The sequence below is a fragment of the Streptomyces sp. CA-146814 genome (assembly GCF_050942385.1).
GTDB lineage: Bacteria > Actinomycetota > Actinomycetes > Streptomycetales > Streptomycetaceae > Streptomyces.
The window spans coordinates 3,975,682-3,995,099 of sequence record NZ_CP192068.1 but is presented as its reverse complement, the minus strand read 5'-3'; the positions used below and the strand labels follow the sequence as shown (position 1 = coordinate 3,995,099).

Annotated in this window: 17 protein-coding genes, 1 tRNA gene and 1 pseudogene; 11 read left to right on the top strand and 8 right to left on the bottom strand. The window is 69.8% G+C overall.

Annotated elements, in window-relative coordinates:
• Positions 1 to 194: 194 nt before the first annotated feature.
• Positions 195 to 422 carry a hypothetical protein gene (locus ACQP09_RS17645; protein WP_079181489.1) on the bottom strand — a complete coding sequence of 76 codons (228 nt, stop codon included), beginning with the start codon at positions 420 to 422 and terminating at the stop codon, positions 195 to 197.
• Positions 423 to 571: 149 nt separating this feature from the next.
• On the opposite strand from ACQP09_RS17645, the gene ACQP09_RS17640 reads away from it, so the two are divergent.
• On the top strand, positions 572 to 1,912 hold the full coding sequence (locus tag ACQP09_RS17640) for a tetratricopeptide repeat protein (protein ID WP_433400668.1): 1,341 nt from the start codon (positions 572 to 574) through the stop codon (positions 1,910 to 1,912).
• 413 nt (positions 1,913 to 2,325) lie between these two features.
• Here ACQP09_RS17640 and ACQP09_RS17635 read toward each other — a convergent pair.
• Positions 2,326 to 3,157, bottom strand: a pseudogene (locus ACQP09_RS17635) (IS5 family transposase).
• A 332-nt stretch (positions 3,158 to 3,489) separates the two neighbouring features.
• Here ACQP09_RS17635 and ACQP09_RS17630 point away from each other — a divergent pair.
• Positions 3,490 to 4,017, top strand: a complete 528-nt coding sequence (locus tag ACQP09_RS17630; RefSeq protein ID WP_433400665.1) for a hypothetical protein — start codon at positions 3,490 to 3,492, stop codon at positions 4,015 to 4,017.
• Here ACQP09_RS17630 and ACQP09_RS17625 read toward each other — a convergent pair.
• The 3 genes from ACQP09_RS17625 to ACQP09_RS17615 form a co-directional block, all read right to left on the bottom strand.
• A complete protein-coding gene (locus ACQP09_RS17625; RefSeq protein WP_433400662.1) occupies positions 3,977 to 5,041 on the bottom strand; it encodes a DUF4365 domain-containing protein in 1,065 nt (354 codons plus the stop codon). The genes ACQP09_RS17630 and ACQP09_RS17625 overlap by 41 nt on opposite strands.
• Positions 5,042 to 5,286: 245 nt before the next feature.
• A tRNA-Ser gene (locus ACQP09_RS17620) sits at positions 5,287 to 5,373 on the bottom strand.
• An 84-nt stretch (positions 5,374 to 5,457) separates the two neighbouring features.
• The gene (locus ACQP09_RS17615; RefSeq protein ID WP_433400659.1) at positions 5,458 to 7,260 is read right to left on the bottom strand and encodes a trypsin-like peptidase domain-containing protein; all 1,803 of its coding nucleotides are present in this window, start codon (positions 7,258 to 7,260) and stop codon (positions 5,458 to 5,460) included.
• A gap of 201 nt (positions 7,261 to 7,461) precedes the next feature.
• Here ACQP09_RS17615 and ACQP09_RS17610 point away from each other — a divergent pair, with 201 nt between their 5' ends.
• The 3 genes from ACQP09_RS17610 to ACQP09_RS17600 all read left to right on the top strand — a co-directional run bounded on the left by ACQP09_RS17610 (position 7,462) and on the right by ACQP09_RS17600 (position 10,150).
• The gene (locus tag ACQP09_RS17610) at positions 7,462 to 8,298 is read left to right on the top strand and encodes a glycerophosphodiester phosphodiesterase (RefSeq protein ID WP_433406633.1); all 837 of its coding nucleotides are present in this window, start codon (positions 7,462 to 7,464) and stop codon (positions 8,296 to 8,298) included.
• A gap of 94 nt (positions 8,299 to 8,392) precedes the next feature.
• Entirely contained in the window at positions 8,393 to 9,001 is a 609-nt protein-coding gene (locus ACQP09_RS17605; protein ID WP_432149375.1) for an ATP-binding protein, read from the top strand.
• A 183-nt stretch (positions 9,002 to 9,184) separates the two neighbouring features.
• A complete protein-coding gene (locus ACQP09_RS17600) occupies positions 9,185 to 10,150 on the top strand; it encodes a DUF5926 family protein (RefSeq protein ID WP_433400656.1) in 966 nt (321 codons plus the stop codon).
• A 265-nt stretch (positions 10,151 to 10,415) separates the two neighbouring features.
• On the opposite strand, the gene ACQP09_RS17595 is transcribed toward ACQP09_RS17600, so the two are convergent.
• Positions 10,416 to 10,997 carry a hypothetical protein gene (locus ACQP09_RS17595; protein ID WP_433400653.1) on the bottom strand — a complete coding sequence of 194 codons (582 nt, stop codon included), beginning with the start codon at positions 10,995 to 10,997 and terminating at the stop codon, positions 10,416 to 10,418.
• A gap of 194 nt (positions 10,998 to 11,191) precedes the next feature.
• Positions 11,192 to 11,932: a bifunctional DNA primase/polymerase gene (locus ACQP09_RS17590; RefSeq protein ID WP_433400650.1), complete on the bottom strand. Its 741-nt coding sequence runs from the start codon at positions 11,930 to 11,932 to the stop codon at positions 11,192 to 11,194.
• Between the two features lie 560 nt (positions 11,933 to 12,492).
• Here ACQP09_RS17590 and ACQP09_RS17585 point away from each other — a divergent pair.
• A complete protein-coding gene (locus tag ACQP09_RS17585; RefSeq protein WP_433400647.1) occupies positions 12,493 to 13,983 on the top strand; it encodes a PP2C family protein-serine/threonine phosphatase in 1,491 nt (496 codons plus the stop codon).
• Positions 13,984 to 14,076: 93 nt separating this feature from the next.
• On the top strand, positions 14,077 to 15,558 hold the full coding sequence (locus ACQP09_RS17580; RefSeq protein ID WP_433400644.1) for an aminopeptidase P family protein: 1,482 nt from the start codon (positions 14,077 to 14,079) through the stop codon (positions 15,556 to 15,558).
• Positions 15,559 to 15,595: 37 nt separating this feature from the next.
• On the opposite strand, the gene ACQP09_RS17575 is transcribed toward ACQP09_RS17580, so the two are convergent.
• On the bottom strand, positions 15,596 to 16,156 hold the full coding sequence (locus ACQP09_RS17575; protein ID WP_432149381.1) for an ATP-binding protein: 561 nt from the start codon (positions 16,154 to 16,156) through the stop codon (positions 15,596 to 15,598).
• 281 nt (positions 16,157 to 16,437) lie between these two features.
• Between ACQP09_RS17575 and ACQP09_RS17570 the strand changes: the two genes are divergently transcribed.
• From ACQP09_RS17570 to ACQP09_RS17555, 4 genes are all read left to right on the top strand, one after another.
• Positions 16,438 to 17,283 carry a hypothetical protein gene (locus ACQP09_RS17570; RefSeq protein ID WP_433400641.1) on the top strand — a complete coding sequence of 282 codons (846 nt, stop codon included), beginning with the start codon at positions 16,438 to 16,440 and terminating at the stop codon, positions 17,281 to 17,283.
• Positions 17,284 to 17,474: 191 nt separating this feature from the next.
• On the top strand, positions 17,475 to 18,227 hold the full coding sequence (locus ACQP09_RS17565) for a YcnI family copper-binding membrane protein (protein ID WP_433400638.1): 753 nt from the start codon (positions 17,475 to 17,477) through the stop codon (positions 18,225 to 18,227).
• An 84-nt stretch (positions 18,228 to 18,311) separates the two neighbouring features.
• A complete protein-coding gene (locus tag ACQP09_RS17560) occupies positions 18,312 to 18,971 on the top strand; it encodes an SCO family protein (protein ID WP_433400636.1) in 660 nt (219 codons plus the stop codon).
• The gene (locus tag ACQP09_RS17555; RefSeq protein WP_433400633.1) at positions 18,968 to 19,417 is read left to right on the top strand and encodes a copper chaperone PCu(A)C; all 450 of its coding nucleotides are present in this window, start codon (positions 18,968 to 18,970) and stop codon (positions 19,415 to 19,417) included. The genes ACQP09_RS17560 and ACQP09_RS17555 overlap by 4 nt, the downstream gene beginning before the upstream one ends.
• Position 19,418: the final 1 nt, after the last annotated feature.

Below are 19,418 nucleotides of genomic sequence, written 5' to 3'. Positions count from 1 at the left end.
AAGAAGGCGGCCGGACGGGTACCCACCACTTCCGGCGGTGGGCCCTCCCTCGCCACACGTGGGGTTGGATGTGGCAGCGAGAAGTCAGGTGGGGGTGGAGGCGGCGGCCACGCCCAGGACGAAGCCGACCGATGCGGAGATGGTGATGATCAGCAGCGCTCCGGCGTAGCGGCAGACGACTACGGCTAACCGCCTCACAGCCGCTCGCCGCGACTGTGCTCGTTCGCCCTGCGCACGGCGGCGCTCATCTCGGCCGCGGCGTCCTGAGGCTCGGGACGGCTGTGCTGCGGGCACTCACACGGCGGGAACAGGTTCGAGCCCGGCGGCGGGTCCGCGCCCTCGTAGGTGTCGATCCTCAGCACCCCGTCCACGCCCCGCTCTTCGGTCAACTGGGCCAGTCGGGCCCGCGCTTCGCTTTTCATCCCTCAGCCCCTCAGACGATGGCTGCGGCGAGGTCTCGCCGTTCCCTGCTGCCTCTACGCAACCGCGTGGCCACGCACAGCGGTACCGTTGCAGCAGCGCCGGGACTTGAAAGCCTTGAAAGTCCGCAAGGGCACGGGGAGTTGAGGGCATGGCCACGCGTGAACCGAACGGGGCGCTCGGGCGCCTGCTCGCCGAGAGCCGCTGGACTTATCGCCAGTTCGCGCGGGCGGTGAACCGCGTGGGCACCGAGATGGGCACGCCCCTGCGATACGACGAGTCGGCAGTGAGCCACTGGCTGGGTGGCACCGTACCTCGCGGAGCCGTGCGGGTGTGCGTCCTGGAAGCCCTCTCACGGCGTCTGGGGCGGCCCGTAACGCACGCTGAGGCCGGTCTGCCCGTTCCCCGCGATCACTCCCCGACAGCCGCGGATACCGTGGAGGGGCTGATCGACCTCGGGAGGCAGGACATGGACCCATCGCGCCGCAGTGTCCTGGGGGCCGGCCTGTTCTCCGTCGCCCTCACGATTCCCGGGTGGCCGGATGTCATCGGCCGTGCCGAAGCGGTCCAGTCCGGCCGCGCCCGCCGGATCGGCATGAACGAAGTGGACATGGTCACCGCCATGACCGAGCGCGTCTCGGAACTCGACGACCAGTTCGGTGGTCGCCACGCACGCCCCATGGCCGCCTCGTTCATGGTGAACACTGTGGCGTCCTATCTGCGCGCCGATGCCCCTGCCGACGTACGGAAGGCCATGCTGTCCGCGGCTTCGGACCTGCTGTACCTGACCGGTTACATGGCCGTGGACGAGGGGCTGCACGGCCTCGCGCAGCGCTACTACGTCAAAGCACTGGAACTGGCGGGCACCGCCGAGGACCACCTGACCTACTGCACCACTCTTCGCGGCATGAGCGTCCAGGCCATCGACCTCCGCCACGGGGGCAAGGCCATGGAACTGGCAGACGCCGCAGCCGCCGCCTCCCCCAAAGCAGGACCTCGCATGCTGGCCTTCCTCGCTGGCCAGCAAGCACACGCCTCCGCACAGACCGGCGACCGGACTCGGGCGCTGCGGTACATCCGGGAGGCCGAGACCGCCATGGACCGCGCCGAGTCACGCGGCAAGGCATTCGGATCGTACGACCCGGCCTCGCTCAACTACCACATCAGCCAGGTGCGTTACGAACTCGGCGACGTCTCCGGCGCCATCGAAGCCATGCAGCAGTCCGACAAGGTGCGCTACAGCGTCTTTCGCCGTGCCCGCGTCCGCCACCGCGCCATGCTGGCCGAACGGCAACTGGAGGTCGGCCACCTGGAAGCGGCCTGCGACACCTGGCATCAGGCGCTCGACGACTACCCCATGGTGCAGTCCGGCCGAGCCGACGACCGGGTCAGAACCATGTTCGGCCTACTCCGGCCGCATCTGAAGAACGCCACTGCGCGGGACCTCTACGACCGCGCACGAACGATCGCGCCGCCTTCCCTGGTCAGCTGACCCGTGCCGGTGGCGACCTCAGCCACAGAAAGCCAGCCACGACGACGGGTGCGCCGATCGAGCACCCGCCACGTGTGTCTCCAGCAACCACCCACCGACCCCAGCCACGCTTCCCCAATCCGTCACGACCTCGCCCCTGTCCCGGCCTGAGCACTGCCTCCGGCCTCGCCGGACGAATAGGCAGGGGCCGGCTGCCCGGCTTACGGCTGGTTGAACGGCAATCCGCGGTGAATGGTGCGAACTTGGCATGCATCCGGCTCCTGCTGGCCGTGCTCGTCGTGGGGCGGCTGGCGAGGTTCTTCACGGGTTTGGCTGCCCGCTTCTCGCGCTTTTGCGGCGCGAGCGGGCCGGGGCCGTCGCGGGCGGTAGCGGAGACATGGAGCCGTCGGCGGCCTAGGGCCTGTCGTCAAATGTCACGCCCACATCAGGAGTGACGCGAGCGTGACAGCTGCTTCGTAGGACTCGGCAGTCTTGTCGTACCGGGTGGCGATCCCGCGCCACTGCTTCAGGCGGTTGAAGCACCGTTCCACGACGTTGCGGTGCTTGTAGACCTCGCGGTCGAAGGCCGGCGGGCGGCCTCCGCGGCTGCCTCGCCGGGCCCGGTTGCGGGCCTGGTCGGCCCGTTCGGGAATCGTGTGGGCGATGCCCCTGCGACGGAGCCAGGCGCGGATCGCCTTCGAGCTGTAGCCCTTGTCGCCCAGGACGTGATCGGGCCGGACCCGGGGACGGCCGGGTCCGATCCGGGGCACGCGGATCGCTTCCATCACGGCGGTGAACCGGGTGCAGTCGTTGGTGTTTCCACCCGTGACCACGAATGCCAGGGGTCGGCCCCGCCCGTCACAGGCCAGGTGGATTTTGCTGGTCAGACCGCCTCTTGACCGGCCGAGGGCCGGGTCGCGGAGCCCCTTTTCGGGCCCCGGCCGCGTGCTGGTGAGCGCGGACGATCGTCGAGTCGACGGACACCAGCCAGTCGACGTCGCCCGCCGCATCCGCTTTCGCCTGGGCGGCGCGGAGCATCCGGTCGAACGTCCCGTCCGCCGCCCACCTGCGGAAACGCGTATGCAGCGTGGCCCACGGGCCATAGCGCTCGGGCACGTCCCGCCAGGCCGTCCCGGTCCGGAACTTCCACACGATCCCGTTCAGGACCCTGCGATCGTCCAACCGCTTGCGTCCCCGCAACGACGCGGGCAGCAGCGGCCGGACGAACTCCCACTCGGCATCCGACAGTTCATGGCGACGTATCACGACACCATGATCCACCAGCGGTGATCATTTGAAGACACTGCCTAGGGCCGCCGCGCGGCCCGCGGACCGCGTTGATCCAGTAGAGAAAATTTTGGACAGCTCACCCCTTCGGCTGCTTCGACTAAAGGGATGAGCCGTTTTTGCCATGCTTCATCCAGATCACCGGCGCCCTGCACCGAGCCTCCCCGCCAGAAGAGCACAGCCTTTGGGAGCCTCCTCCCAACCCGTGGGCGGTCACTGATCACAATCGCACGTTGGGCTCCTTCCTAGCCCAAGCAGCACGTGTACATGGCGCCATAGCTTCGCCTGCCGTCGCAGCCGGCCCACGGAGGGTGAGAATTGGCGAACTCGTCAACATCTACTTGAATAGCGTCGCAAAAGCTCGCCCGGCACCAACTATTGCCCGCACTGTGGAGCATTTACGCTTCGCCAGCTCTCCAACGACACCGATCAACTTTTGGAGTTTCGCAGGGGCCGGACATCAGGCTGCAGACGTGATCAAGATATTTCATCATTTCACAGGGCGCGAACAAATGAGCGACCGAACGAAAATCCTGAAGAGTGCGGCGAAGGAATGGCATGACTTCAGGAGTGTCGCCAAGTTTATCGAGAGTAGCGGACTCGAATATAATTTCTCGAAAGAGCCAATCTGGGGAATCCCGCACGGCGAACACCTGAAGTTCGCCGACAAGATTGAGGACGGGAACAATGAGCTGTCTATACGAATCAGACGCGCAGCTGATGAGCCACCGTTCCGACCTACGGTCAAGAAGGGATCCGAGTCGCTCGACATCCCCTTTGGCACCGGGCAGCAACACGTCATCCTTCCTCGGGAACACCTTGAGGATAGGCCAGCTTAAGCCTTCGCCTTCTATCAATCTCCAGCCTCACATAGAAGCTGGTCAGATACAGGAGTACAGCTTTCGCAACCACGGGCATCTGATGCACGAAGATCCATTCGAATACCGGATTCGCCGACCATGCAGAAGTCTGATGCGCCAGACCCACGTACCAGCCAGAGCAGATCAGAGAAAACGCCCCCCATCGTAGAATTCTTGCCCGCCTCTTGTGTGGATCTTTTCCGCTCACCGCCAGGAGATATGCCAGAGTTCCGTAGTAGCAAACTAGCCACATCCATCCGTTCCACAGCCATGAGACGTGACCATCACTTTCGACAACCTCGAACAGACTGGGCGCCATCATGGCCAAGAGAACCACGATTGCACTTACGGACAGCCACTTCACCAGAGCAGGGTGGAACCCGGGATGCCGCTCGCGAAAGTCGACCGAGTCGCTGGCCATCTCGTACGGAATGCCACCGACAGGCGTTCGATCTATATCATTGAAGTTGCGATTCTTCAGCCGACTTATTTTGCGACTGACACTTTGCAAAAACCCGAGCTCGATCGACCTCACCCGATCATTCTTGGAAATGAAACTACGGATACGCAGCACCGCGGATTCCACTGTGTCAATATCCAGCATTGCCGTCTCGGCAACCGGAACACTCTTCGGCTTCTTCCCCTGCTCCACTTCACGGAGCAGAAACCCCGTAAGATTGACCCAGAAGAGTTTCTTGAGATCCGGGTCGTACACAACGCCAATCACGGGGATACGGCTCCGAGTCCAATCCTGCACGTGCTCTCGACATGAAATTCCGTAGCCGCCTGACCGGCGGTACGTCGTGCCGCTCTTCACCTGAACCGCGACGATGTCGCCGGTCCTCTCCCCATTCTGCGTAAAGCTCAGGTAGCAGTCCTCCCCATAGTCGTTTCCGCCATCAATCTCTTCGACGATATGGCCAGCAGATTCCATAAGCGCGCGAAATTCATTCACTCCCGCACGCTCAGTCTTCTTCGTGGGCAGCACCCTGGCCATCGCCATCCCTCTCCGCCGTCGGTTAGCGCCCTTCATCGTAGGGACGGCAACTGACAGCAGCTGCGAAAACGGACAACACGTCACCGCTGGCCCAGCAGGGGGAAGGAGGGGCTGTTCGTGGTCCACGCCTGGTCCACACACCATGATCCAAAACGGCACACAGGCGGTTCAGAGTGAGAGCAGGACCCCACGACAAAGGGGTGCCCCTGGTCGGGGCACCCCTTCTGGTCAGCAGCTTCTCTGACCTGCTGCGGTGGGTGTGGGATTTGAACCCACGGTGACATCGCTGCCACGACGGTTTTCAAGACCGTTCCCTTAGGCCGCTCGGGCAACCCACCCCGCGTCGGCGGCCCGGGCCGTGATGGCCGATGGGCCGTCAGGGTCCCGAAGGGCCGGTGCGACGCGTAGGACAGCCTAGCCGGTCAGCTGTCGCCCTCGCGCTGGCCCAGGGTGACTTCGGCGGTGGACGACTTGCCGTCGCGTTCGTACGTCAGGGTCACCTTCTCGCCGGGCTTGCGGGTCCAGATCTCGCCGATGAGGGTGGGGCCGCTGTCGATCACGGTGTCGTTGAACTTGGTGATCACGTCGCCCGCCTTGAGGCCCGCCTTGGCCGCCGGGCCGTTCGGGGTGACGGAGGGGGTGCTGCCGGCGCCCTCGGGGGAGATCTCGGCGCCGCCCGTCTTCTCCTCCATGGAGACCGTCGCGCCGATCACCGGGTAGACCGGCTTGCCCGTCTTGATCAGCTGTTCGGCGACGTTCTTCGCCTGGTTGATCGGGATCGCGAAGCCGAGGCCGATCGAGCCGGCCTGGGACTGGCCGAGGCCGCCGCCCGTCGACTGGATCGCGGAGTTGATGCCGATCACCGCGCCCGTGGCGTCCAGGAGCGGGCCGCCGGAGTTGCCCGGGTTGATCGAGGCGTCGGTCTGCAGGGCGCTCATGTACGAGTTCTTGTTGCTGGAGCCGTCCCCGGAGGCGACCGGGCGGTTCTTCGCGCTGATGATGCCCGTCGTGACCGTGTTGGAGAGGCCGAACGGGGCGCCGATCGCGATCGTGGAGTCGCCGACCGCCACGCTCTCGGAGTTGCCGAGCGGGAGCGGTGCCAGGCCCGCCGGCGGGTTCTTCAGCTTCAGTACGGCCACGTCGTAGCCCTGGGCCCGGCCGACCACCTCGGCCGCGTACTTCTTGCCGTCGGAGAACGTCGCCGACAGCTCGCCGGACTCCGCCGCGGAGGCCACCACGTGGTTGTTGGTGAGGATGTGGCCCTCCTTGTCGTACACGAAGCCCGTACCCGTGCCGCCCTCGCCGTCGCCGCCCTGCGCGTCGATCGTGACCACGCTCGGGAGCGCCTTCGCCGCGACGCCGGCCACCGTGCCCGCCGGGCGCTTGAGGTCCCTCGGGCTGTCCGACGCGGAGACGGTGGTCGAACTGCCGGAGGAGCCGTTGTCGTTGCGGTCGGCGGCCCAGAAGCCGAGTGCGCCGCCGATCCCGCCCGCGACCAGGGCCGCCACCGCGACCGCCGCGACCAGACCACCCGCGCCCCGGCGCTTTCCGGTGCCGTTGCTGTGGGAGGGGTCGTGGCCGGGCTGCGGGGCGCCCCAGACCGGGCCGTTGCCACCGCCGTTGCCGATGCCGCCGCCGGGCGTGTGGGCCGCGCCGCCGCTCGCGTACGACGGGACCGCGGGCGGAGGCGGGGGCCAGGAGGAGGCGCCCGCGGGGGGCTCGGGCGCCGCCGCGTACGGGGCGTGCGGGGGCTGGTGGGGGTGCTGAGGGGTGTGGGGTTCGGGCTGGTGGTGCGTGGGCCCGCCCGCGTACGCCGGAGCGGCCTGGTGCCCGCCGGAGTGCGGCGCGGCGTCCTGCGGGGTGGCCTGGTGCGCCGGAGCGGTCTGGTGCGTGGGCTGGTGCGCCGGAGGGGCCTGGTGCGTGGGCGAGTGCGCCGGGGTGCCCTGGGCCGTGGGCGTGTGGCGCGGGGCGTCCGTGTGCGCCGGGGTGGACGGTGCGGGAGGCGTCGTGGGGGCCGCCGGTGGGGTTGCCGGCGAGGTCGTCTCCGTACCGGCGCCGTCCTCGGCCTCGCCGCGTACGCCGTCCGCCGTCGGAGCGGTCGTCGGCTCGGAAGCGGTCGGAGCGGTCTTCGGCTCGGGAGTGGTGGCCGGCACGGGAGGTGCGGGCGGAACGGACGGCACGGCCGGTACCGCGTTGCCCTCGGTGCCCTCGTTCTCGGTGCTCACAGCTCTCTACTCCTCGGTTCCACTCGGCATCCGGTCGGCATTCGGCAAGAAATCCGCTGTGCACGTGTCTGCGGTCAGCTTTTCCCACAGCGCGTCGGGCCACTGTAAGCAGGACCTGTGCATCCGCACACCAATCTTTACATCAGACAAAACGGTCCTCCCACGGTGACATGGTTCGCCTACCCCCTCAGCGGTGACACCATGGCCCGGGTGACCCACGCACGGCAGCGCAGCCCGCACGCCTCCATCCAGGTCGTCGCCCACCGCGGGGCGTCCGACGACGCTCCCGAACACACCCTGGCCGCCTACCGCAAGGCGATCGAGGACGGCGCCGACGCCCTGGAGTGCGACGTCCGGCTGACCGCCGACGGCCACCTCGTCTGCGTGCACGACCGCCGCGTGAACCGTACGTCGAACGGGCGCGGCGCCGTCTCCGCCCTGGAGCTCGCCGACCTCGCCGCCCTGGACTTCGGCTCCTGGAAGGACCGTGAGGAGTCGCCGGACTGGGATCCGGTGCCGGGCGAGCTCACCTCCGTACTCACGCTGGAACGGCTCCTGGAGCTCTTCACCGAGGTACGGGCCGCCGGGCGGCCGCTCCAGCTGGCCATCGAGACCAAGCACCCCACCCGTTGGGCCGGACAGGTCGAGGAGCGGCTCCTGAACCTGCTGAACCGCTTCGAGCTGGCCACGCCGCCGCCCGACGAGCCCTCCCCCATCCGGATCATGAGCTTCTCCGGCCGCTCCCTGCACCGCGTCCAGGCCGCCGCACCCGCGCTGCCGACGGTCTACCTGATGCAGTTCGTCTCGCCCCGGCTGCGCGACGGACGGCTGCCCGCCGGTTCCCGGATCGCCGGACCCGGCATGCGGATCGTGCGCAGCCACCCCGGATACGTCGAGCGGCTGCACCGGGCGGGCCACCAGGTGCACGTGTGGACGGTGAACGAACCGGTGGACGTGGAGCTCTGCGCCGAACTCGGTGTCGAAGCCATCATCACCAACCGGCCGAAGCAGGTGCTGTCCCAACTGGGCCGCATTTAGTACCCATCAGCCACATAACAGGCACGCGGAACACCCGCGCACCCTCGTGACGGGGAGTACACCGGCGCATTCGCTGCGCGTTCGGTCGTCGCGAGTGCGCCACCAGCAGTGCCTTGGCCGGTTTCCGGCGCAGCTCAGTGGGGCATCCAACCCGTGGCGTGGGGCAAAGGAGGTCTCGGGGGTGGCGTTGGTGGTGGCACAAGAGGTGCCTGCGTCGTCGAGCATGGCCGTTCCCCATGGCCCTGCCGGCGTGGGGCAGGCACGGCACCGGATGCGTGAGCAGTTGCGCGGCAACGGGGTGTCGGACGCGGTCGTGGACGACGCCGTTCTCATTCTTTCCGAACTGCTCAGCAACGCCTGCCGGCACGGCAGGCCGCTGGGGCGGCACACGGATGTCGGTGACGGCGACATCCGGGCCGCGTGGCGCGTGGACACAGGTGGCGGTCTGACCGTGGAGGTCACGGACGGCGGCGGTCCGACCCGTCCCGTTCCCGCCACCCCTTCGGTGACCGCACGCGGCGGGCGCGGGCTCAACATCATCAGCGCGCTGGCGCAGGAGTGGGGCGTACGGGACGACTCGTCCGGCGAGGTCACCGTCTGGGCCCACGTCCCCTGCCCCAAGCCGCCCGAGCTCGGCGCGGTCGGCGGACTCACCGGGTTCGAAGGGCTCGACTTCTCCGACATCCTCGACGACGCGAGCTGACCCGGGCCGTGGAGTCGATGCCGTGAGGTGACGCGGGCCGCAGAGCTGACTCCTTGAGCTGAGGCGGGCTCAGCCGGCCACCTCCGGCGGCGAGGGCCGCGGTGGGCGGGTGTCCGGCGAGGGTCTCGCGGGCCGCTAGGCTCGCGCCGAGACCGCACTGTCGCAATCGGGAGAATGCCCACCATGGCCAAGAAGCGCCCTCAGACCAAGGCCGGGAAGCAGCAGCTCAAGGACGGTGAGATCCCGGTCGTCGGGGCCCGTGAGCCCTGCCCGTGCGGTTCGGGCCGCCGATACAAGGCGTGTCACGGACGCGCCGCCGCCCAGGCCGTGACCGAGCTGGTGCACCGCCCGTTCGAGGGACTCGCGGGCGAGAGCGACTGGGTCGCCCTGCGCGAGCTGGTGCCCGCCGCCACGGTCGAGCTGACGCTGAAGGGCGGGCTGCCCGAGGGCGTTCCGTCGGTGACGCTCGCGACCGTCCTGCCGATGGCCTGGCCCGCGCTGCGCCGCGACGACGGCTCCGTCCTCCTCGCCCTGCAGAACGACACCTCCTCCGGCGACCTCAGCCGCGACCTCGCGGACACGCTCCAGCGTGCGCTGGAGGTCGAGCCCGGCACCCCGGTCACCGCCCGCCGCGTACCAGCCGACGGGCCTCGGCTGCAGGATCTGCTCGACCCGGAGGCCGCGTTCGAGCCGGTCGTCCACACCGGCTTCGAGTTCTGGGTGCCGGACGCGGAGAACGCCACCCCCGAGGTGGCCGCCTCCCTGGAGCGCGCGAACGCCGCCGCGATCCCGACGGTGCTGCTCTCCGGCGTCGACGCCGCGTACTGGTGCGAGACCCCGGACAAGAACCACCTGCGCTGGGTCATGCCGCACCCCGAGGAGCAGCTCCTCGACGCGCTCGCCCGGCTGCACGCCGCCGGCACCTCCTCGCTGGGCGAGGACACCCGGCTGGTCGGCTCGTTCCGGGCGCACGGTCTGGTCGTTCCCGTCTGGGACCTGCCGACCTCGATGGGGGCCGAGGCATGCGAGAAGCCCGCCGTCGCGTTCGCCGAGCGGCTGGCGACGGCGCTCGCCTCCGACGCCCCGCTCACCGCCGAGGAGCGCCGGGCCCGCGGCGGTCTCACCAACCGCCAGGTGACGCTCAGCTGACCTTGCGGACGCTGTGCCGGGGTCCTGCCGGAGCCCCGGCGACGCCCGCTCCGAGCCGGTGACCCGTGTCACAACTCGCCGTACTCACAAGTAAATCGGCGCCCCTGTAGGCCAGATCGAATTTGCGAACGGCAGATCTCTTGTTACCGTTCTAGAAGCCCGGTCGCTGGTGCATCCCCCGTCGCCAGCGACCGGGCGTCTGCGTTTCCGGCCTCGGACCGCTCCGGCCGGCCGCTTCGGGACGCGCCGCCGGACTCACTCCGGCTCACCCCGATGCGCCCGGCGCACGATGCGATCCGGCGCGGAGCAGCAGCGGCGCCTCCTCCACCGGCCCCGCGCCGGCGTACTCCGCCACCGCCGCATAGTCGTCCGGATCACCCGCCGAGGCGCTTCGCGGAGTCTCGCAGCTGCCCGGCTCGTCGTCGGCCGCGAGGACGCAGTGCAGCTCCACGGTCCGCCCGCCCGGTCCCATCAGGGTGAGTACGGAACGGAGCTCTCCGCCGGAGGTGTTGCGGTGGTAGGCGCGCGCCCAGGTCTCACCGCCCCCGGTCATGACACAGGTCTGCGCCTCGACGCCCTCCGGCGCGACCACCTCAGGACCGCACCGGGCCGCGTTCTCGACACCCCTTTTCGATGGTGATGCCGACAGCGGCGGAGAAGAGGAACCGGTTTTGTCGGCGGACAGTTCATCAGAAAGCTTCTTTTCACGGCTTTCTGATGAACTGTCCGCCGATTCCCCGCCTGCCGAAACCCCGTCCGAGGAGCCTCCAGGATCTGCGGAAGCAACGATCGGAATGAGGCACGCGAACGCGACGGCCGCCGTGAGACCGATCATGCGGAGATTCATGGTGGCCCCCTTGCCGACCGCGCGCACCACCGCGGATATCGCGCATAAGCAGGTACGCATCAGGAGGCGACGATATCGACGCGGGGCGCGCGGCCGGGCCGTCCGGCTCCCGTTCACCGCGCATACGGGCCCGGCTCACACCCGTACGAGTGAGAGCCGGGCCCGTGACACCGGCCCGCACGCGGTCACACCGGCTAGTACGCCAGCCGGCTGCCGCCGTCCGGGGCGCTGGTGCTCGCCACGACCAGCGCGTCCAGGACCGCCTCGACGTCCGGGAGCCAGGGCGCGGCCTCAGGAGCGCCGCCGCCCTTCGGGGCCCGGCGGAAGACCGGAGGCGAAGGGACGGCCGCCGAGGGTGCGGGGGGCCGCTCCCAGCGCACCTGGCCCGTGCCGATCTCGGAGGGCGGCAGCACGAGATAGCCGCCCTCACCGTGGAACCGGAGCGAGCTGGGCACCCAGTCCTTGCTGTACAGCAGCTCGCCGAGCCGCTCCAGCGTGTACGGAGCCACCAGCAGCGACCACCGGGTCGGCGTCGCCACGACGGGGCCCAGCCGCATGCCCATGCGGTCCAGCGCGACCAGAGCTCTCGCACCGGCCAGCGCGGGCAGGCTCACCGCGCACGGCGCCCGGCCGCCGGTCGCCAGCATCACCGGGGCGGCCGGGCGGTTGGTCCACCACCAGCGCACCATGCGCTCGTCCGTGGTGGCCGCCAGCAGTCCAGGTTCGAAGGGGTGCGCGCCGGGAACGGCGCAGTCGGGGTCGGGGCAGGCGCAGCCGAGGCCACGCCCGTCGCGCAGGGCGGCCGGCGCGGTCCCGGCTCCGGGGAGCACGGGCCACTGCCATGCGGTGGCGAAGGTCAGGGCCGCGTCGAGCCGGGCGGCACCCTCCTTGCGCCGGAGCCGGAGCCTGCGTCGCCTTCCGAGGATCTCGCGCATGAGCGCTCGTTCCTTTCCGTTGAACGCCGAGTCCACATGACGCCACGCGGGTGGGACATCGCGTGCGTCTCTTCGCTGTGCGTACGTGCTCATCAGGCTGTGGTACGGGGTACGGGCGTGCCTTCGGTACCGAGCGTGAGCCGAGCCGAGCCGAGTGGAACCGATCCGAGTGGAACCGATCTGGGGTGGTGCCGAGCTGCGTGGAGCCGGGGGCGCCCGCCACGGGTGCCGCGTGACTGCCGGCCGGGCCCGAACCCCCGCCGCGTGGGGCGGAGGCGTGACCGTCACTTGATCGCGACAGTCACGGGTAAGGACGTCCGGACCCGCTGTCAGGTTCCTGAGCGATCACATCCGCCCGTGGGCGTCTGCCCCGAGCATCGTCGATTACGTACCCAGCCTGCCCGGACTGACGCCGCCCCTGGGATTTCGTCCCCGGGGCACCCCTGGTGGAGCCTTGCTGAACGGCCCCAGTCGATCGCAAATAGCCGCCGGAGGGTGCATTTTTCAGCCAACTTGACTGACACTGGAGAGGAGCGAATCCGGCGAGGCTCCAGGGGACAATGCTGGACATCGGGTTACTTGTGCGTGTACATGTGGATGCCTTGATAGTGGCGCAGAATCACATGGGGGTTTGCGATGCTATTCGACGAATCGCACCGGCCGGAAAGCTGGCTGCCATGAGCGCCCCACACCTGCCGAAAGTGGCTGGAATCGATCCAGAAGTTCCGGTTTCAACGCAGACTGCCGCTCCGCTGAGAGAGGTCCCGGCAGCGCCCGGGGCCTTCATCCAGGACCGGCTCGCGGGCTGGGTCTCCGATCTCACGACCCTCCACGAACTCACCGAGCGGCTGGCCTCCACCACCACCCTGGACGCCGCCCTGAACGAGCTGCTGCACGCCGGAGCCGCCCTCGTCGGCGCCCGTCGCGGCCTCCTCGTCCTGGAACCGGCGGGCGACCACGCGATGCCGTCCACCACCCTCGGCCTCGGCCTCAGCCACGCGGACCTCGGGCACATCGAGACCGTGGAACGCGACGCCACCGCCCTGGGCCGCGTCCTCGACGGGCGGCCCGGCACCGCGGACGGCATCGCCACCCCCGACCTGCTCGGCGACCCCGACCTGGACCCCCGCCACCGCGAGGTCGCCACCCGCCTCGGCTACGCCGCCGGCTACGCCCTGCCGCTCGCCTCCGAGGCCGCCGGACGGCTCGGCGCGGCCCTCTGGCTCTACGACGAACCCGGCGAGCCCTCGGAGAAGCAGCGCCGCCTCGTCGGCCTGTACGCGCGGTACGCCACCGAGCACCTGGCCCGCCTGATCGAGCTGGAGCGCGCCCGCGCCGACATCGCGACCGTCGCCGAGGAGCTGCTGCCCAGCCGGCTGCCCCGCATCCCCGGCGTCCAGCTCGCGGCCCGGCACCGGACCGGCCCCCAGGGCGGCGGCGACTGGTACGACGCGCTGCCGCTCCCGGACCACGCGCTCGGCCTCGCGGTCGGCTCGGTCGGCGGATCGGGGCCGAGCGCCATGGCCGCCATGGGCCGACTGCGCGCGAGCCTGCGGGCGTACGCCGTGATGGAGGGCGAGGACCCCGTCGCCGTACTCTCCGATCTGGAACTCCTGCTCCGGCTGACCGAGCCCGCGCGGACCGCCACCGCCCTGTTCGCCTACTGCGAGCCCGCCGCCCGCAAGGTCGTGCTCGCCGGGGCCGGGCACACCCCGCCGCTGGTGCTCGGCGAGCGGCGCTGCGAGTACGTCGAGACCACGCTCTCCGCGCCGCTGGGGATGCTCGCCTGCTGGGAGGCGCCGAGCGTGGAGTTCTCGCCGGCGCCCGGAGAAACGGTGCTTCTCTACACCGACGGGCTGCTGCGCCGCACCGGCGACGCGATGGACCGCGCCTTCGCCCGGCTGCACTCCGCCGCCGCCTCCGTACCGAAGGCGAGCCGGCACGATCCGGAGGCCGTCGCCGACCACGTCCTGCGCACGGTGCTGCCCGACGGGCTCGACCGGAGCGGCTCCACCGAGGACGTGGTCCTCCTCGCCGCGCACTTCGAATGACCTCCTCGGTAACAGGTCTTTCGGCCCTGGGACCCCTTTCGTACGCCCGTACGATGGGTGATGGTCCAGTGTCGTAACAAGGAGAGACAAATCGTGTCTGAGGAGCTCATCCCGGAGACCCCGGAGCAGGAGACCGAGGAGAACGAAGCGGCGGAGCCGATCAAGCAGCGGAAGAACGGCCTGTACCCGGGTGTCTCCGACGAGCTTGCCGAGAACATGAAGTCGGGCTGGGCCGACACCGAGCTGCACGGGCTCGAACCGATCGCCCAGGCCGCGCACACCGCCGCCCGCCGCGCCGCGCTCTCCGCGCGCTTCCCCGGCGAGCGTCTCGTGATCCCCGCGGGCAACCTGAAGACCCGCTCCAACGACACCGAGTACGCCTTCCGCGCCTCCACCGAGTACGCGTACCTCACGGGTGACCAGACCCAGGACGGCGTCCTCGTCCTGGAGCCGGCCGGCGACAGCGGCCACCGGGCCACGATCTACCTGCTGCCGCGCTCGAACCGGGAGAACGGCGAGTTCTGGCTGGACGGCCAGGGCGAGCTGTGGGTCGGCCGCCGCCACTCCCTCGCCGAGGCCGAGCAGCTGCTGGGCATCCCCGCGAAGGACGTCCGCGAGATCGCCGCCGCGCTGGCCGAGGCCTCCGGCCCGGTCCGCAACGTCCGCGGCCACGACGCCGCCATCGAGGCCGCGCTCACCGACAAGGTGACCGCCGAGCGCGACGAGGAGCTGCGCGTCTACCTCTCCGAGGCCCGCCTCGTGAAGGACGCCTTCGAGATCGCCGAGCTGCAGAAGGCCTGCGACGCCACCGCGCGCGGCTTCGAGGACGTCGTCAGGAGCCTGGACAAGGCCGAGGCGACCAGCGAGCGCTTCATCGAGGGAACGTTCTTCCTCCGCGCCCGCATCGAGGGCAACGACATCGGCTACGGCTCGATCTGCGCCGCCGGACCGCACGCCACCACCCTCCACTGGGTCCGCAACGACGGCGCCGTCCGCGCCGGCGAGCTGCTGCTCCTGGACGCCGGCGTGGAGACGAACGACCTCTACACCGCCGACGTGACGCGCACCCTGCCGATCAACGGCACGTTCTCGCCCCTCCAGCGCACGATCTACGACGCGGTGTACGAGGCCCAGGAGGCGGGCATCGCCGCCGTGAAGCCCGGTGCCTCCTTCCGCGACTTCCACGACGCCTCGCAGCGTGTGCTCGCGGAGAAGCTCGTGGAGTGGGGCCTGCTCGGCGACCTGTCCGTGGACAAGGTCCTGGAACTCGGCCTCCAGCGCCGCTGGACCCTGCACGGCACCGGCCACATGCTCGGCATGGACGTCCACGACTGCGCCGTCGCGCGCACCGAGGCGTACGTCGACGGCGTCCTGGAGCCGGGCGTCTGCCTGACCGTGGAGCCGGGCCTGTACTTCCAGGCCGACGACCTGACCGTGCCCGAGGAGTACCGCGGCATCGGCGTCCGGATCGAGGACGACATCCTGGTCACCGAGGACGGCAACCGGAACCTCTCCGACAAGCTGCCGCGCCGGGCCGACGAGGTCGAGGCGTGGATGGCCCAGCTGAAGGGCTGACCCACGACCGTACGTACGGCGTCGGAGGGCGCGCCGCTCACACCATGAGCAGCGCGCCCTCCCGCCATTTCAGGACCTTGTCGAAGCTGACCACCGCGCCCCGGCCCGGCCGGTTGCCGAACTGGACGTGGTCGGCGAGCTGCTCGATGAGGTCCAGTCCGCGGCCGCTCTCGGCGACGCACGGGATGTACGGGGCGAACGTGGGCTGGGCGCCGACGGGCTCGGCGCCCCGGGTCTTCTCGATGTGCTCCGCGTGTTCGGTGTGCGCGGCGGGGCGAAGCGCGCGCCGGGCGGGGAAGCCCGGCCCCGAGTCGGCCACCTCGATACGGCATTTCTCGCCGTCCAGATAGGCCGTGACCCGGTACTGCCCGGAGTCCTCCGGAGGCTTTCCGGGTCCGTGATCCCCTTGCTCATCGAGGCCCGACCGGTCGCCGCCGTGTTCGACGGCGTTGGCACAGGCCTCGCTGAGCGCGACCGACAGGTCGAAGGAGATGTCCGGATCCACCCCCGCGGTTTCCATGGTGCCGAGCAGAAAACGACGGGCGAGCGGAACGCTCGCAGCTTCGCGCCGCAAATGGAGTGACCACCAGATGCTCATGCTCCAGCCTCCTGGCTGCGGCTCGACGTACCGATACGTATTGCCGCACAAGGCACTTCGTAAGCACGGATCGGCTGTGAGAGCCCTCATTCGGCGGATGCGGATATTCCGCGCACCGGTGTATGGCCTCCACCACGGAAGCCGGGCAGGTTCCGGAAGAAGATCGTCCACACTCCGTACATCCCCCGCTAACAGCCGCAACAAGCGCGCTTGCGGACGGAGGCTGATGTTTGGGACCTGCCGTACCGCCCAGGGGTGTCCAGTGCGATGATGTTCCGGCCATGTCCACGCCTGTCGCACACGCCGGAGCCGGTCTGCGGCTCATGAGGGCCGCGGTCTTCACCGCGGTCTGTGTCGTGCTGTCCGCGGCGGGACACGCGTTCGCGGCCGGTGCGCCGGTGCCCGCCTGGACCCTGCTCGCCGGATTCCTCGGCGTCCTCGCCGTGGCCTCCGTCCTCGCCGGACGGGAACGCTCCCTGCCGTCGATCGCGGGTGCGCTGGCGGGCGGCCAGCTCGCTCTGCACGTCCTCTTCGCCTACGGCAGCCATGGCAGCGCGCAGGCCGTCGCCGCCGCGCCCCGGGGCAGCGGTGAGAATCCGCTGATCCGCTTCGCCGCCGGGCTGGTGTGCGGTGGCGGGCCGGGGCAGTTGGACGCCGCCGACGCCCACCGCATCGTCACCACGGCGGGCATCGACCCCTCCACGGTCGCGGGCCACGGCCACCTCGCCTCGGGCGCCACCGCGGCGGCGCCGGACGGCGGGCCGGGCCTGGTGTCGGCGTACGCCTCGGTGGTCGCGCTGCTGCCGGGTCTGCCGATGTTCCTGGCCCACCTGCTGGCCGCGCTCGCCGCCGGCTGGCTGCTGCGGCGCGGCGAGGCCGCCCTCTTCCGGGTGGCCCGTCTCTCCGCGCACGGCGCCCAGGCGCTCGCGGCCGGCGCCCGGCTGCGCTCCCTGCGCGCCGCGCTCGCGCTCGTACGCGCCCTGCGCGCCGGAGCGCGTGAGCAGCTCGCGAGCGGCCCGCGCCCTCTGCGTACGGCCGACGACGACCCGGTACCGGCCACCGAAGGTCCGCTGGACCACCTGGTGATCAGGCGCGGGCCTCCGGCCCCGTACGCCCTCGCAGCCTGACGCGACACCTGCGCCCACCGCCGTACCCGAACGCCGACCGTCCCCACCGGGCGGTCCCTCAGGGACGGCTCACGCGGGCATGGCCGGATCCCTCACGGACCGGACGAGGTGTCGTGCCGCCGTCGCACCCGCGCGCCGGACCAGCGTGTTCCCCGTCCCGTATCCCTCTTCCTCCGTGGAGTGATTCCGCCATGAACCTTTCCCGTACCGCCATCGCCGCCGGCGTCGCCGCCTCCTCCGTCCTGCTGCTCGCCGGTCCCGCCGCCGCGCACGTCAGCGTCCAGCCGCAGGGCGAGGCCGCCAAGGGCGGTTACGCCACCCTCAACTTCAAGGTCCCCAACGAGCGGGACCAGGCCTCCACGGTCAAGCTCGAAGTGAACTTCCCGGCCGAGCACCCGCTCTCCTCCGTCACCCCGGAGGCCGTGCCGGGCTGGAAGATCCAGATCACCAAGGGCAAGCTCGACAAGCCCCTCGAGGTGCACGGCCGGAAGATCACCGAGGCCGTCACCAAGGTGACCTGGACCGCCGACGGCTCCAAGATCGCGCCCGGCTACTTCCAGCAGTTCCCGGTCTCCGTCGGCCAGCTTCCCGAGGACGCCGACCAGCTGGTCTTCAAGGCCATCCAGACGTACGACAACAAGGAAGTCGTCCGCTGGATCGAGGAGCCGAAGGCCGGCGGCGAGGAGCCCGACAGCCCGGCACCGGTCCTGGCCCTGTCCGCCGCGACCGACGACCACCACGGCGGCGGCGCGGCCGACGAGGCCGGTGACGACCACGCGGCCGACGACAAGGCCGCCTCGGCCGAGGGTGACACGAAGGAGACGCACGCCGCGTCCTCCTCCTCCAGCGACACCACGGCCCGCACGCTGGGCATCATCGGCATCCTCGTCGGCATCGCGGGCGTCGCCTTCGGCGTGCTCGCCGGCCGCCGCCGTACGGCCTGATCCACCCGGTCCGGGCCGTACGGCGTACGCGTACGGCCCGGACCGCCGGCCCCACCACCCGCACCACGTTCAGGACACCCCTTCATGCGCAACAGAAAAGCAGTGACGGCCGTGGCGTTCGTCGCGGCGGCCGCACTGGCCCTCTCGGCCTGCGGTACCGGCGACAGCACGACGGAGTCCTCGTCGATCGCCGATGTCGAGGCCTCACCGAAGACCAAGGCCGCGACCGTGCTCGACCAGCCGTTCACCAAGCCGAACCTCGTCCTCACCGACACGAACGGCAAGGAGTACGACTTCCGCGAGGTGACCAAGGGCAAGCCGACGCTCATCTACTTCGGCTACACCAACTGCCCCGACGTCTGCCCGCTGACCATGAGCAACATCTCCATCGCCAAGCGGGACCTGCCCAAGGCCGACCAGGAGAAGCTCCAGGTCGTCTTCGTCACCACCGACCCCGAGCGCGACACACCGGCCTCGCTCGGCAAGTGGCTCAAGGCCCAGGACCCCACCTTCACCGGCCTCACCGGCGACTTCCCCACCATCCAGGCGGGCGCGCGGCAGATCGGCATCGGCATCGAGCCGGCGACGAAGGACAAGGACGGCAAGCCCGTCTCGATGCACGGGGCGCAGGTCGTCGCCTTCTCGCCGAAGACGGACGGCGGATACGTGCTGTACGGCGAGGACACCACCGCCGAGGAGTACGCCAAGGACCTCCCCAAGCTGATCAAGGGGGAGAACCCGTGAACCGCCGCACCACCCTCGCCGCCGTCCTCGCCCTCACCACGGGGCTGACGCTGGCGGGGTGCTCCACGGACAGCGGCGAGCCCGAACTGAAGGTCATCGGCGCCTTCATGCCGCAGCCCGTCAGCGACATGGCCGCCGGCTTCCTCGTCGTACAGAACAGCGGGTCCACCGCCGACCGGCTCACCTCGGTGACCAGCCCGCTCTCCGACGACGTCACGATCCACGAGACGAAGAACCAGCAGATGCGCGAGGTCGAATCGTTCGAGGTGCCGGCGGGCGGCGAGCTGGATCTCGAACGCGGCGGCAACCACATCATGTTCATGAAGCTCAAGCAGATGCCCAAGCAGGGCGAGAAGGTCTCCGTCGAGCTGCGCTTCGAGAAGGCCGACCCCATCACGGTCGACCTGCCGGTGAAGGAAACCACCCACAACCCGAAGAAGCAGTGAG